The following is a 15,191-nucleotide window of genomic DNA, read 5'->3' as shown; positions in this document are numbered from 1 at the left end:
TAAACGCCTAATCTTATGTTTAATAAACCAATTATTGGGGGAGATTAATATATTGAAAGGTAGGGATTGACAAGATGAAATGGATTATAAAGCATGGGTTGTTGCTTTGCATCGGTTCGATTCTACTCATAGGAGCATTGACGGTTTTATTTCAGGAGAAAATTCAAATCACATCATCAACGTGGACTGTACTGTTGTTACTTTACTTCGTCGTGCTAAGTTTATACAGTAGCTATGAGTACAGAAAAGCACCTGTTAAAGACAATAAAGAATCTGTACCCCAAGATGAAAATTTACTAAAAAATTAGGAGCATATCCTAATTTCTTTTTTTGTCCAAAAACAGCGCCGCACCCGAGCACGGCGCCAACCAAACTTATTTCTGATACCACCCTAACCCAATCGCACCTTCACCTAGATGGGTTCCAATTACAGGTCCGAAATAACTTAGTAAAAATTCAACATGAGGGTACTTCTGTTCGAGCTCAGCCTTTAGTTGCTTCGCTTCTTCTTCGATGTTTGCATGAATTAATGCTGCACGCATGGGTACACCTTTACTTGCATGTTCATCAAATAATTCAAACACTCGATTTAATGCTTTCTTACGTGTACGAATTTTTTCAAAAGGTACAATCACTTTTTCTTCGAAATTAAGGATTGGTTTCACCTGAAGCAAACTCCCAACAAAAGCAGCAGCCCCACTCAAACGGCCACCACGCTGTAAATTAGTGAGGTCATCTACCATAAAGTAAGCCCTAATAGTTTGCTGCATTTCTTCGAGCCGAGCTACTATTTCTTCAACCGGCTTACCTTCATTCGCCATCTCCGCTGCCTCAAGCGCATAAAAGCCCTGTACGATACAGCTGATTTCAGAATCAAACGAGTAAACCTTCACACCCTCTACCATTTCGCCCGCTGTCACGGAACCTTGGTAAGTCCCGCTAATTCCACTTGAGAGATGAATACTGATGATGGCATCATTTTCTTTTCCAAGCTTTTCAAAAAGCTCTACGAACTCACCAATTGGGGGCTGTGATGTTGTTGGCAATTCCTTTCGTGCTTTAAGTTCATCGTAAAACGCTTCCGCTGTAATGTCGACTTCCTCGCGGTAGCTTTCATTACCAAACACGACACTTAACGGAATCATATGTATATTAAGTTTTTCACGGAGTTCCAGTGGTATGTAAGCTGTACTATCAGTTACAATCGCCGTTTTCATATATTTTACCTTCCTGTCCTCTTTCTTTATAGTTTCCATTTTAAATGATAATGACGGGTATGTCACTTCCTGAAAGCATAAAAATAACGGGTTACGATGTCGTTTCCCGTCTTTTCACCTCTTTATGTTCTTATTGTTACAGTACCCACTAGTTAACATCCTCATTTGCCTCATCTTTGGTTTTAGTTTCTTCTAGCTGTGCATCTTCAACCTTTTCTAACTTTTCAAGAGTCGTTTGAGGCTCCACTTTTTGCTGTTTCAGTGCTTCAATTTCCTCAAGTAGTTTTACTTTTTCATTGTTTTTTTCATCAAGTTGTTTCCGTTGAGATTCAAGCCTCTCTAGCAAATGCGGTGCAATGGTTTGAACGACCGCCTCACTTGATTCTTCCTCCCAATTAACACCCTTAGCTAAAAAAGTAATCAGGTTCGTTAAGTCTTCAAGGGCTTTAGGATCATCAACCTGTTCTAAATTCGGATTGTTTCTTACAATCTTATCATCGATTCGACTTAACAAATATTCAATATCTAGTTCTATGTCTTTTGTTGCGATGACCTGACCATCATAGTTTTTTGCTTTGAGTATTCCTTTGACAGTTGTTTCTTTTTCGGAAAACTTCATTGTTAAAAGCTCCAAAAATTGATAGGCGTTGACATTGGCTTCAAGGGGAATAGAGTAGGTTCCGTTTATTTCAGCCTTGATTGGATTAACATGTAAGATGTATTCGGCCAAATCCCCTTCAATCGAAAAACCTACATCAGGTCGATAGCCATAATCACTATCACGAACGACCTCAACAACCAAACTACCATCTTTTTTCTTAATCACTTCTACATGTTTAATTAGATCTTCTGCTGAAGCAGTCGAAACATTGATTACATCTTGATATTGGGTGGTAAAGTATGAGAACGTAGGAGTATTTGCTTGTAAAATGGCAGAAATTAATAGACCTGCGGATAAAAAACCCGTTGCTCTTAGAATTGTTTTTTTCAATAAAGTCACCTCCCGATTATAGTGATGCATAGACTGACAACATTATGTCAGCCTATGCTATTTTAATAATTAGTTTGAAGTAAACCAGTTGTATAGAGCTTGCGATTCGATGGATAGATATGGTCCGAGAACCTTATCGAATCTTACTACTCCTTCAACAGAAGTATCGATTTTTTCTGCTGGTGTTCTCCATGCATTTGATTCGTTTGCGAAATATTCTTTTTCCGTATATACACGGTAATATGGCTTTCCATTAAATGTTTCGCCCACTACTCTCACTTTACCAACCTTTTCTTCAAAAACCCCAGTTCCGTCACCCATGCTAATTTCAATTACTTTATAACCCTCTTTATTCAAATAAAAGGTAACTTCTTTGTCTGTTGTTTTAAAAGTAGAACCATTTGGTGTTGCTTTAAATGCAACTTCCCCAGTAAAATACGGTGGCCCTTCAGGTTCTTCTTCTGGATCAACCTGAGTCGCTTTTACCTCTAATTTCATGTTTCCTGTTTTACCTTGGAATGCAATGTCATTTTCACCATGCGGCCAGCTTGCAAGAATACGGTAGCTTTCAGAGTCATTTTCTGGCTTAAATGTTGTGGAGTAGTCAACCTTCGTCCACACACCCTCTACATCCTTCTGAAGTAGAAGAGCAATAGGTGTATCTCCAGTCAATAATTCACCACTTGGCGTAAAGTTTACACTGTACTGCACAGGAAGCTCAGTATCATTTTTGTTAATTGTAAAGTTATACACTTCAACAGGTTCCATACCTGGATAGAAATCTTCCCCTAGATTGAACTTTCCATCTCCAATTGTTTGGCCATCGCCATCCACAACATCAACATTAAATACAGCTGCCTTCGCTTCGTTATTGTCACTAACAAACTGCTTCGTAAAATAGGCTGTTGTTGCAACAATCGCAATTGCAATAATTAAAAGGGAAGCTAGGGCGAATAAGGCTTTTTTCTTCACTTTGGTTCCTCCTTTTTCATATGTTACGGGTCGTCATAATGCACGATATATTCTTAATAAAGAACAATAAGACAAGACTTGTCCCTCAATTATTTCTTTTCTACTAACCAATCACTCTCAATTTGCCATTTGCCGTCACCAAGGTTTGTGAAAGTTACATCGATACTCTTTACTCCACCATCGAATCTTAATCCATTAAATGATACAGTATCACCGACTACTGGCTTCACAAATGAAAAATTAGAGTACTTGAGATATTGCATATTGTCGCCTTTACCCATAGAGTTTAGGTAAAGTGGGTTATTGTTTTGTGTTCTAGATGACTGTCCGGCGGTGACTTTTGCTGTAAGCTTTAATGCAAGCTGCTCAAAATGTGTTTCTGCTTCCACAACTTCATAATACACATAACGAGATGCCACTTTTTCGTCAAGAGCTTTTTGTAACTCCGCTACTTTCGTTTTTAATTCAGTCTTTGTTTTTCCGTCTACTAAACCATCAACGTAAGAAGCTAGCTCATTAAGTGAATCTTGCACTGCATCTGATTGAGTTTTTGTGAAGTTGCCTCTATTAAAAGAAGTGTTATTATGAACTTTATCTAATGCAAGGAACTCTTCGTTTACTGCCTGATACTTTTCTTTTGCTACCTGAGCGCTACTTGCATCAACCTGTGTCGCAATAACCTCTAAGTGGATGTTTCCACTTTTACCTTCAAAATCAATATCATTATCACTGTGTGGCCAATCAACTAAAATACGATAGTTTTCCTTGTCCACCTCTGGCTTGAATGCAGCTGAATAATCAAGCGCTACCCATTCTCCATCGATATGACGTTGTAATGTAAAGGTAACCGGAGACTCCACACCTTGTGGGAAAAGTTCACCACTTGGAGATAGTTTCACTGAGTACTCCACTGGTACCTCAGTCCCTGTCTTATCAACCTCAAAACTATAGGCTTCTACTGTTTGCATTCCGGGATAAAGTTCATCATCTAAATCAAATTGGTCATTACCAATAGCCTGTTCATTCGATGTTGCTTCGACCTTAAAGCTAGCAGCCGTTGCAATATTTTTATCACTTTTAAAACTGAGTGAGTAGTAAGCAATCGTACCTACAACCGCAATACACACAACAAATAAAGAAACTAATCCAATAATACTCTTTTTCTTCATGGTATCCTCCCGTTTCTACTAAGGTATTAAACTGCTAAAATATTTTAATTACACCTCCTTCGTCATAAAAGTTATGAGTAATAACGGTGGAATGCATTATGTATGACTACTTTCTTCTCGCTGTGCTGTTAGCATCTTTTTGATCATTCCAAGCGTTATTATCAACAAAATTAAAAGAGAGATTATGATAATACCAGTAGGGGTTTGTAAGACTTGGGCCAAATGCCCAGCCTTAGGTATCGTTAAAGCTAAAACGCCTACGATTTGTTCCTGAGACACAAAGCCATTGTCCACCACATTATTTGCATCACCCTTTGTTTGATAAAGGACTACTCCATCCTTTTCCACCAAATCAACGATTCGATGTGTTACGAGTGTGTGTTCGTTTAGTTGATAGGTGATGACATCTTCTACTTGGAGTTTACTAGGATCCTTCTCCTTAACGATAATCATATCTCCAGGTTGTAGTTCCGGCTGCATACTACCTGTCATCACGGTCATGATCTTAAAACCAAGAATGGAGGGGACTTGTCCAACCTGATTTTTTGATTGAAAGATCGACACCAACGCTAAAACACTTAACAGAACTAATAAAACAAATAATACATTTCCACTCCATCTCAATGTCTTCTTAAGCATCTTTTCACTCCTTTTCAAAAAAGGATATCCTGGATTTGTTCTTTAGAAAGAACAATCTGTATATACCATAACGTATTTTCATTATGTTTTCAAGCATTTCCAGTAGTTTTTTTCTTTAATAAGAACGTTTTTGTCAAAATATGAAAGGTACAATACTTCCTATAAAAACAAAAAAGCCAAGCCCCATCAAAGAGCTCAGCCTTCTACTATATTAGTATTCTATTATTTAACCTCAACCCAGCCATTTTTAATCGCTACTACCACAGCTTGAGTTCGATCGTTTACGTTCATTTTTTGTAATATGTTACTTACGTGGTTTTTAACCGTTTTTTCACTGATATATAGGTCATCGCCAATACCACGGTTGCTGCGTCCATCCGTTAATAGTTGGAGAACCTCGCATTCTCTTCTAGTTAGTAGATGTAATGGGCGGCGAACCTCCATCGTTACCTGTGAATGCGCGGAAACAGACTGACCGCTTGCAACAGCTAGGCGACGGAATTCTTTTACTAAATTATGTGTTACTCTTGGATGCAAGTAAGATCCACCCTCTGCTACGACTTTAACCGCTTCGACTAGAGAATCCGCATCCATTTCTTTTAATAAATAACCAGTTGCTCCAGTTTTTAGGGCATGCGTCACATAGCTTTCATCATCGTGGATGGATAAAATAATGACCTTCGTATCAGGATAAGTGTCAATTAATTGTTTCGTTGCTTCAATCCCGTTCAAGTTCGGCATATTAATGTCCATAATGACAACATCAGGCTTATGCTGCTCAATGAGAGCTAGTGCCTGTTCCCCATCGTCACCCTCTGCTACGACTTGAAAGGTTGGTTCAAAATCTAGTATTCGTTTTACACCTTCACGAAATAATTGGTGATCATCAATAATAACTATGCTTGTTTTCATAATAACGCCTCCCCCTTTCATTTTACAATCGAGGCAATTTCGGTCAATACTCCTAAAGCAGTATTAACGTACACATTTAATAGTTTTAGTGTTATTTTTCCTATATAAATAAGCAGCTTATAGTAGTTGGACCATTTCTTGTAACGTATCAATGAATTACCGAAATTTTCTCACGGATTGAAAAGGGAAAAATCAAACTTCAATCGGTACCTGTATCATTACAATCGTACCGGCACCAACACTCGAATCAATGGTAAGATTTCCATCCAGTAAATCAACTCGTTCTCTCATCCCGATTAAGCCAAATGAGTCTTTTTTCTTTTCGCGGATATCAAAGCCTTTTCCATTATCTCTAACGATAACTGTTACATGATTTCTACTTATTTCAAGCTTCACGACGATTTCACGAGCTTCCGCATGCTTTAAGGCATTTTGAACAGCTTCTTGAACCATACGGAATAAAGCAACCTCAAATTTTGACGGTATTCTCTCCTCCGAACCAACAAACTTAAATGAAATCGTAGTATCTCCATTATATTCTTCGATTGTGGATAGATACTTTTTGAGGGTCGGAACTAATCCAAGATCATCCAATGCCATCGGACGTAAATCATAAATAATCCGACGAACCTCATACAGCGCCGACCGGACCATTTTACGCAAATCATGAATTTCTTTCACACCTTGCTCCGGACTTTCACGATAGACTTTATCGATTATTTGCGAGCGGAGCATCACATTAGCGAGCATCTGCGCTGGTCCATCATGAATTTCACGAGAAAGCTTACGGCGTTCTTCTTCTTGCGCCTCAATAATCTTCAATCCAAAAGCCTGCTTTTGCTTAGCGTCCTCTAATATTTCCCCGACCATCTTAAAATCACTGTTTAAGTAATTGAGCACAACGGAAATTTGACCGACAAGATGATCCGCGCGCTCAATTGTTTCATTTAAACCAAACAATCTTCTTTCAAGCTCATCGCGACGTTCGCGCAGCTGCTTTTCTTCCTGCCTTACTACAGTCAGTTGCATTTGTAGGTCATGTGCCTTCTCATAAGCATTGCGGATTTCCTCTTCTGAATACTTATTAAAATGGCTGCTCACTTCAGAAAGTCGCTTTCTAGCGAAACGTGTATGGACTTCAAGCTTATCTACTTCATCAATAATCGTCCCAACACGTTCCTTAATTTCTTTTAACTCGTCAGTTAAACTTACAAATTCTTGGCGTGATTGCTCACCAATTCGAAAAATCTCTTCTTTACTATGATCAACGGTATGCACCATTTTTTCCAAAATTGAATCCAGAATTTTAATATCAAGTCCTTTGGTGGCCATCTCCCCACCTCCATCTAAATTATATACCGATTTGTTTTTTACAGCGTTTCATAACAGTTACATTTGTATTACATTCAGCCTATGCCAAAAACAAACCATTGATGTAAAAATTATGTCGTTTTATAATAGAAGAATGGGCAAAAAATTACAGAAAAACTAGATAAGTGCCGAATTATGTCGCACTACTATTACCCAAGCCTATTTTTCGCAACAAAGCCCAGGATAGGAGGTATTTCATAATGCTTCATTCCTATTATACAGTAAAAGGGTATGGCGAGCATGAAATAAATATTCAAAAATCACGCTTTATTGCATATATCGACCGCGTTACAACTGAAGAAGAAGCGCAAGTATTTATCCAAAAAATTAAAAAACAAAACTGGGACGCTACCCATAATTGTTCCGCTTATCTAATCGGCGAAAACGACCAAATTCAAAAAGCAAACGATGATGGTGAACCAAGTGGAACTGCAGGTGTGCCAATACTTGAGGTTTTAAAGAAAAAACATCTAAAAGATACAGTTGTTGTCATAACTAGGTATTTCGGCGGAATAAAATTAGGTGCAGGGGGACTTATTCGCGCATACGGAAAATCAACCTCAGAAGGCCTCCAAGCAACCGGAATCGTTGAGCGGAAGCTAATGAGAGTCATGCATACAAAAATCGAATACACTTGGCTAGGCAAGGTCGAAAACGAACTACGCTCATCCATTTACCAAATTAAAGAAATCAAGTATATTGACGCAGTAGAAATCGAAACCTATGTAGAAGAAAAACAAACACCACAATTTACCGAATGGATGACAGAACTTACAAATGGACAAGCAGAGATAACAGAAGGTGTTGTAGAGTATTTAGAATTAGAAATTTAAAATTCAAACCTTGAGGAGATTAGTTACATGGCGAAGAAACCTGCTAGAACCGCTTTTAGGAAAAAAAAGCGGAGAAAAAGAATTATAAGATTTATTTTTATTCCCTTGCTCCTACTACTAATTGGTGCTGGGGCATATGGAGTTTATTTAGTAAATAAAGCTGCTGACGCCGCTGCTGGTTCAAAAACTGAGCTAAATCGCGGTGAAAAATCTGAAAGACGTGTTGAACCGGTCGATCCAAAACATGATAATATCTCAATTCTCTTTATGGGAGTTGATGATAGTGAAACCCGGAATATGGGGGAGGCAACACGGACAGATGCACTTATTTTAGCAACTTTGAATGAAGATTTAAAAACAGTTCATATGATTAGTATCCCTAGAGATTCGTTAGTTTATATACCCGCTAAAGATGAATATGATAAAATCAATCATGCCCATTATTACGGTGTAGATGGAACGATAGAAACCGTAGAAGAGTTATTTGATATTCCAGTTGATTACTTTGTAAAAATGAACTTTGAAGCATTTATCGATGTCGTTGAGGCACTTGATGGGATTGAAGTTGATGTTCCGGTATCCTTCTCAGAACAGGACAGTAAGGACAGACCAGATGCAATCCATCTAGAAAAAGGCCTTCAAAAGCTCGATGGGGAAGAAGCGCTTGCTTTAGCAAGAACAAGAAAAATTGATAGCGATATAGAACGCGGAAAAAGACAGCAATTGGTGGTTAAAGCAATCATTGATAAAGCCATTTCTGTAGGTTCTATTACAAAATATGGTGATGTAATTGATGCATTAGGAAATAATATTCAAACAAATTTGTCTTTTGGTGAGATGCTTTCATTATATGACTATGCTGCTTCAGGGCAAAAACTCCAAATCGAAAGCCATGTACTTGAAGGTGCAGATTCATGGACCGACCACGGATATTATTATGAAGTGAGTGAGGACAAATTAGATACAATCTCCGATACTCTTAAGGATCACCTTGAAATTACGGAAACTGGTCAACGGTTTGATCAAAATTAATTAATTTACACCAAAGAGATGGAGCAATTCCATCTCTTTTCTGTTACCTAAATATTTACAAAAAAACCGCCCTATTAAGAGCGGTTTTTTATTACTTATTTCATTTTCTGTTGAGCTACTTTAATACCTCTGAACATATTTAACAGCGGTCTGTATTCCTTCCCAACTAGTCCAATCTTTTCTACAATCAATTCAATCGCTATTAGCAATACTACAATAACCACCAATGATCCCCATACAGTAGCTTGTGAAAAAACAACTGCTGCCAATCCAAAAATTGCACTCATTCCATAAATCATTAAAACAGTCTTTCTATGGCCATAACCTAATTTTAATAAGCAGTGATGCAAATGTGACTTATCTGGTGCTGAAAGAGGTTGTTTATTTACGATTCTGCGAATAATTGCAAAGAATGTATCTGAAATTGGAACCCCTAAAATAATGACCGGTACGATGAACGAGATCAAAGTAACGTTTTTAAATCCTAACAGTGATAATACAGCAATCATATATCCTAGAAATAATGCCCCAGTATCACCCATAAAGATTTTTGCTGGATGAAAATTATAAAATAAAAATCCTAACGTACTAAAAAGGACTAATACCCCGATACTTAATACAAAACCATCACCCATAATAATAGCCATTCCTGAAATCGTAATTAAGGCAATGGAAGATACACCTGCAGCGAGCCCGTCTAATCCATCAATTAAATTAATGGCATTTGTTATACCAACAATCCAAATTATAGTTAATGGGATTGTCAAATATCCAAGTTGGAGCTCTCCAATACCAAATGGAAGGTTGACCATCTCAACATCTACACCATTAAAGATTACGACTAATGCTGCAGCTAACTGACCTAACAACTTCCACTTCGCGGATAATTCAAACAAATCGTCAAGAATTCCAGTAATAATAATAATGATACTACCAATTATGATTGGCCACTTATACACACTATCTGGTTGTAAAATTAAAAATCCAACAATAAAACTAACAAATATAGCTAAACCTCCAAGACGAGGCATTACCTTCGAATGTACTTTTCTTTTATTTGGTTGATCTGTTGCCCCAATTTTTATAGCGAGTTTAATTACAATAGGGGTAATGAGGATTGAAACCAAAAAACAGATCATTGCAGCAATATAAAGCATGAAAAAAATCCTCCTCATCCTTACTTTAGCCATTGTTCTATTTCTATTTAGTCATTTACAGTATTCGTTACTACACTTATTTTTTGGGTGTTAGTGTTTATCTACAACCCCAATGTGGATTATACCATACCCTGTGGATTAATGGGAACATATTAATTTTTTTATATTCCTATTAACAATAGGTTACAAAAATAGACGTATCGTAACTTAGTTTTGTTACAAAAAAGATTCTTTAATTAAAGTGTGCCCACGAAAATACATCTTTTACATTTTTTGTTCAAGTTCATAAAGAAAAGTACCCAATTTACAGGGTACTTGATTGAAGTATATAAATGAAAATTATGGTACTAACTTTTTAATTACTGGGATGCGTTGAATTACTGAAATTATAACAGTACTTAAGGCAAAGGTAATGGCAATATTTACAGGAATCGCGAGTAGAGGATTAAAAGCAGCATCTACTTTAGGTAGTGTTTTCCATAAATAATTATTTAACAACCAGTAATGAATAATATAAATACCTAAGCTTGCGCGATTGATCTCTTTAAACAAAAAGGGTAATGATTTTTTATTAAACTGATACTTAAATAAAATAAATAACCCTATTGCACAAAGTAAAACGGTCGGTGAAAAATAGGAATACCAAAAGTCGTTTATTCCTCCTTCACCATTTATTGTATAAACATATGTTAAAGCAAACGTTCCAACTAGTCCTATTATCAAACCACAATAAGAAAGTGTTCTCCATCGTTTGGTTATCTCAAATTGATAAAGATAATATCCTAAAAGGAAATAGCCGACATAGTCTGTGACAAAAAATAATTCTATTGAAAATTTCATGCCAATAAAAAATTCCGTCAATCTGGTAATTACAGAGGCATACAACCATAGGATTAAAAAATACTCTAAATGATGCCTTTTTGCATGTGTTACAAGTAATTTCAAAAGAGGCGTAATAAGATATATCCCTATAATCATATAAAAAAACCAAAAGTGATAGGTTATACCATTATTTATAAAATATTTGATTGCTTGTTTTAAAGATACAGGGAAATAGCCCTTATACGCCCCATATAGGTAAAACAAGATACTCCACCCAACAAAAGGGATAATTACTTTACTAGCACGCTTTTTCAAAAATTCCCAAAATGATAATTCCCTTTGGTCTCTTAATAACAAAGCCCCACTAATCATAACGAAAATTGGGACTGCCCATCGAGTTAATGATTCAAAAAAGTTTCCGACAATCCACCTTAACCCTTGTTCCTGATTATATACTCCAACATAGCCCGCCGTAACATGTATAATTACAACGCCAAAAGCCGCAAAAACTCGGAGCCAATCTAAATATAACAACCGATTCATTTTCTACCTCCAAATAAAAAAACAAAAACAAATTAATTATGAAAGTATCTCCATGTATGTTTCATAAACGCTATTCGCGAAGTTCTCTAGTGAATAAGTTTTTGATGCTTTTAAATACAGATTTTCCCCTAAAGTTTCAAGTTGCCCTTTTTCTTTTAGCTTAACAAAATCAATAATATTCTTCGATAAAGCTTCTACATCTTCGACAGGAATGACTCTTCCTAATGAATCATCAGTTATTAAATCCTTTACTCCGCCTACATCGGTCGAAATAACCGGAACTTTCGCTCGAGCAGCTTCCAAGATAACTAAAGGAAAGCTTTCACTATATGATGTTAAAATTTCCGCATCAGACACCAAAAAATATCCATGAATATTTTCTTGATGCCCCATAAAAAAAACTTTTTCTGTCAAATTTAACTCTCTTACTTTTTCTTTTAATTCATTTTCAATAGGGCCATCACCAATTAATAAAAGCTTAATACTCGGAAAGTCTGTCTCAATACTTTTAAGTGCATCAAAAGCAATCGTATGTCCTTTAACCGGGTGTAAGCGAGCAACCATAATGATAACAAAATCCTCTTCATTCAAGCCAAGGTGCGTTCTTTCGATGATATCATGCTTTGGCTCAGAAAAATCAATCCCATTATAAATAGTGGTGATTTTTTCTTTACTAACACCAAAATTTGTTAACATTTGTGTAAATCGCTTTGAAATAGCAAAGAAATGGTCCATTTTTTTCAACGAAAAAAAGTGTAACTTTGTAAAAACAGTCCCTTTTATTCCCGCTCCTAAAAAGTCATCTCTAGGATCACTGTGTATTGTAGTAACCCATTTACATTTCGTAAAAGGTTTTAAAATAGAAGCATATAAATTTGCCCGAGGTCCATGTGTATGTACGATATCTATAGCGTTCGTATTTATATAGGTTACAATTCTTTTTAATATTGAAACATCATATCTCGAACTTTGATTAAAAAGCTCCACTTTTATTCCTAAATCTTTTGCCCTACCGTACATTTCACCTTGTTCAAAGACACCTAAAATAAATTCCTCTTTATTCAGCTGGTTTAACAAAGAAAGGATATGTACCATACCCCCCCCAGTTTCAGCGCCAGCATTAAGATGGAGAACTTTCATTGCATATCCCTACTTTAATATTTTTTGATTTTAAACTTTTGTTCCATCACTTTTACTACGAATACGGGTAACACTAGCATCCGCTTCAATCTCCACGGCTGTTTAGCCAATCTGTAAAACCACTCCAGATTTAGCCTTTGCCAAATTTCCGGTGCTCTCTTTACTTCACCTGCTAGTACGTCAAAACTACCTCCAACGCCCATAAATAAGCCAGATTTAATTCCGCCTATATTTATGGAAATCCAAAGCTCCTGTTTAGGAACACCTAGGGCAACAAAAATAAGATCAGGTTCTGAATCAATAATCTGTTGCTTAATCTCCTCTTCTTTTCCATCGAAAAAACCATGGTGATACCCAACGATTTTAGCTTCCGGATAGTTTTTAGTAATAGTATTTATTGTCTTAGGTAATACATCTTCTTTAGAGCCTAATAAATAAATCTTTAGTTTGTGTTGGTTTGCTACCTCTAGTAAATGAATCATTAAATCAAAACCTGCGACTCTTTCGGGAAGTGGTTGATTTAATAGGACAGAAGCCTTTACAACTCCAATTCCATCTGGAATCACATAATCAGCTAAATCAATTGCATTTTTATATTCGGCATCGTTTTTGGCAACCATGACAATTTCAGGATTTGCTGTTACAACAAATGTCTTTTTTTTCTGTAGGATTCGCTCAGTTAATGTATTTAATAAGCTTGCCATTGTAGAATGATAAAAATTCACACCCAAAATATTTACTCTTTTAGCTTCCATTTCAAATTCCTCATAACATGTTTAATTTGTATCTCTATCAAAAAAGATTATATTAATAAGAATTACCACAAAGTGATATATTATTCAATCTACTAAACTCTCTTTTATATTACATTTGTATGATATTTATTAAATGTATTGGTAGATATTTGTCGAACCTATCCGTTTACCATAATTGCAAAATGTTGTATTCTAATATGAGTAATTGCAAAAGTTATATATAAAGAATAATGTGAGGTATTTTTTATGAACATAAGAGATAACACGAAAGTTAACTTTTTTAAAAGTATTTTCTTGCTATTTATTATATTGCAACCCATCTTAGATCTTGCCACGTCCTTATCTATTATGGTGTTTAAAGCGGAATTTACAGCTGGAGTCCTTATACGTTTTGCCATGATAGCCATCGGAGCAATATACATTTTCTTCTTTTCAAAGTCAACAGATAAAAAATTTAGTATCATATATTTGGTAATTTTGGGAGTTTACCTTGCTTTAAATATTGCAAATAACCTGATGGTAAAGTCACCCTTTAGTTTTAGTCAAGAGGTAAAGTACATAATTAAAACTGTTTACTTTGTCGTCATTTTTCTTAGTTACTATTTCGTTTTCAAAGAACTAAGTAAAGAAAGTAATTGGGAAAATACCATTCAAAAATTAATAACATATGCTATGTCCATTGTAGGAGTATCAATGGTTATTGCAGCGATTACGAATACACAGCTCAGTAGCTATACCTATAATAAAACTGGACATAAGGGTTGGTTCTTTGCTGGAAATGAATTAGGTGCAATATTAGCAATTTGTTTTCCAATTGTCGTATTATTTGCCATAAAAAATACAAAATCTTTAAGAAATAGTTATTACTGGATTCCTTCCATAATATTGATCTATTCACTTATGGCTGTTGGAACTAAGGTTGGCTTTGGTGCTGTTTTAATCACACTTTGTATCAGTATAGTAATGTTAGTATTTAATTTAATTCGTAAGTCAAAGTCTCCAATTCCTAAAGTCAATTTATTCATAAACTTAATTGTTTTGGTTGGATTTATTGTGTATATTCCGTTTTCGCCAATTGCGGAAAACACTCAAATTCATTTATCTCTATTGGATACACCTGACAAATCAACCGAAGAAGGTATTGACTCTGAGGAAAATCCTGAAGGAAACGGCACTTCACATAAGCCAAAACAAAATCTTAACGAGCAACAAATTGAAAACCTTGTATTAAGTGGAAGAGATCAATTTTTAACTCAACAAAAGGAATATTTTGAGGAAGCACCTCTCACCCAAAAATTAGTCGGAATGGGCTATGGTGGAAATTATGAAGAAAAGCCTAAATTAATTGAAATGGATTTCCATGATATATTTTTCTCATTCGGAATCATTGGTTTCATCATTTACCTATTACCACTGATTTTAATTGCAGGACTACTTCTTTACAAATTCCTTTTAAATATTAAACAGGAATTTACTATCGATAACGTCCTTATTGGCAGTGGTATCTTATTAGGATTAGGGATTGCACTGACCGCTGGACATGTTCTAACTGCTCCTGCCGTTAGCATTTATTTAGCCATCTTAATCGCGTACTTGTATATAAGGATTGTAAAAAAGTCCTACAACAATTAATAATGA

At 35.9% G+C, this 15,191-nt stretch carries 15 protein-coding genes; 4 read left to right on the top strand and 11 right to left on the bottom strand.

Annotation, left to right across the window (positions count from 1 at the left end):
- Window positions 1-74: 74 nt before the first annotated feature.
- A complete protein-coding gene (locus CKK03_RS03780; RefSeq protein ID WP_099361296.1) occupies window positions 75-308 on the top strand; it encodes a hypothetical protein in 234 nt (77 codons plus the stop codon).
- 66 nt (window positions 309-374) lie between these two features.
- On the opposite strand, the gene CKK03_RS03775 is transcribed toward CKK03_RS03780, so the two are convergent.
- The 7 genes from CKK03_RS03775 to CKK03_RS03745 form a co-directional block, all read right to left on the bottom strand.
- Complete coding sequence (locus CKK03_RS03775) at window positions 375-1,217, bottom strand: DegV family protein (protein WP_099361295.1); 843 nt, start codon at window positions 1,215-1,217, stop codon at window positions 375-377.
- Between the two features lie 148 nt (window positions 1,218-1,365).
- Window positions 1,366-2,208 carry a hypothetical protein gene (locus CKK03_RS03770; RefSeq protein ID WP_099361294.1) on the bottom strand — a complete coding sequence of 281 codons (843 nt, stop codon included), beginning with the start codon at window positions 2,206-2,208 and terminating at the stop codon, window positions 1,366-1,368.
- Between the two features lie 69 nt (window positions 2,209-2,277).
- Window positions 2,278-3,180, bottom strand: coding sequence for a hypothetical protein (locus tag CKK03_RS03765; RefSeq protein WP_099361293.1), 903 nt, complete (start codon window positions 3,178-3,180; stop codon window positions 2,278-2,280).
- An 89-nt stretch (window positions 3,181-3,269) separates the two neighbouring features.
- Window positions 3,270-4,349 (bottom strand): hypothetical protein, encoded by a 1,080-nt coding sequence (locus CKK03_RS03760; RefSeq protein ID WP_099361292.1) that lies wholly within the window; start codon window positions 4,347-4,349, stop codon window positions 3,270-3,272.
- A 96-nt stretch (window positions 4,350-4,445) separates the two neighbouring features.
- Window positions 4,446-4,988, bottom strand: coding sequence for a signal peptidase I (locus CKK03_RS03755; RefSeq protein ID WP_099361291.1), 543 nt, complete (start codon window positions 4,986-4,988; stop codon window positions 4,446-4,448).
- Window positions 4,989-5,210: 222 nt separating this feature from the next.
- On the bottom strand, window positions 5,211-5,903 hold the full coding sequence (locus tag CKK03_RS03750; protein ID WP_180271176.1) for a response regulator: 693 nt from the start codon (window positions 5,901-5,903) through the stop codon (window positions 5,211-5,213).
- A 189-nt stretch (window positions 5,904-6,092) separates the two neighbouring features.
- On the bottom strand, window positions 6,093-7,232 hold the full coding sequence (locus CKK03_RS03745; protein ID WP_099361289.1) for a sensor histidine kinase: 1,140 nt from the start codon (window positions 7,230-7,232) through the stop codon (window positions 6,093-6,095).
- A 239-nt stretch (window positions 7,233-7,471) separates the two neighbouring features.
- On the opposite strand from CKK03_RS03745, the gene CKK03_RS03740 reads away from it, so the two are divergent.
- A complete protein-coding gene (locus CKK03_RS03740) occupies window positions 7,472-8,104 on the top strand; it encodes a YigZ family protein (protein ID WP_099361288.1) in 633 nt (210 codons plus the stop codon).
- Between the two features lie 27 nt (window positions 8,105-8,131).
- Window positions 8,132-9,136: an LCP family protein gene (locus tag CKK03_RS03735; RefSeq protein WP_099361287.1), complete on the top strand. Its 1,005-nt coding sequence runs from the start codon at window positions 8,132-8,134 to the stop codon at window positions 9,134-9,136.
- Between the two features lie 95 nt (window positions 9,137-9,231).
- Here the strand turns inward: CKK03_RS03735 and CKK03_RS03730 are convergent, their stop codons facing one another.
- From CKK03_RS03730 to CKK03_RS03715, 4 genes are all read right to left on the bottom strand, one after another.
- The gene (locus tag CKK03_RS03730; RefSeq protein WP_099361286.1) at window positions 9,232-10,293 is read right to left on the bottom strand and encodes a glycosyltransferase family 4 protein; all 1,062 of its coding nucleotides are present in this window, start codon (window positions 10,291-10,293) and stop codon (window positions 9,232-9,234) included.
- A 339-nt stretch (window positions 10,294-10,632) separates the two neighbouring features.
- The gene (locus CKK03_RS03725; protein ID WP_099361285.1) at window positions 10,633-11,658 is read right to left on the bottom strand and encodes an acyltransferase; all 1,026 of its coding nucleotides are present in this window, start codon (window positions 11,656-11,658) and stop codon (window positions 10,633-10,635) included.
- A gap of 36 nt (window positions 11,659-11,694) precedes the next feature.
- Complete coding sequence (locus CKK03_RS03720; RefSeq protein ID WP_099361284.1) at window positions 11,695-12,798, bottom strand: glycosyltransferase family 4 protein; 1,104 nt, start codon at window positions 12,796-12,798, stop codon at window positions 11,695-11,697.
- Between the two features lie 14 nt (window positions 12,799-12,812).
- Window positions 12,813-13,553, bottom strand: a complete 741-nt coding sequence (locus CKK03_RS03715) for a WecB/TagA/CpsF family glycosyltransferase (protein ID WP_099361283.1) — start codon at window positions 13,551-13,553, stop codon at window positions 12,813-12,815.
- Window positions 13,554-13,799: 246 nt separating this feature from the next.
- Here CKK03_RS03715 and CKK03_RS03710 point away from each other — a divergent pair, with 246 nt between their 5' ends.
- Window positions 13,800-15,185, top strand: a complete 1,386-nt coding sequence (locus CKK03_RS03710; RefSeq protein ID WP_099361282.1) for an O-antigen ligase family protein — start codon at window positions 13,800-13,802, stop codon at window positions 15,183-15,185.
- The last annotated feature ends 6 nt before the right edge of the window (window positions 15,186-15,191 follow it).

The organism is Fredinandcohnia onubensis (assembly GCF_002734215.1).
Lineage (GTDB): Bacteria > Bacillota > Bacilli > Bacillales > Bacillaceae_L > Ferdinandcohnia > Ferdinandcohnia onubensis.
The sequence above is the reverse complement of the archived record's forward strand: the minus strand, read 5'-3'. Positions and strand labels throughout refer to the sequence as shown.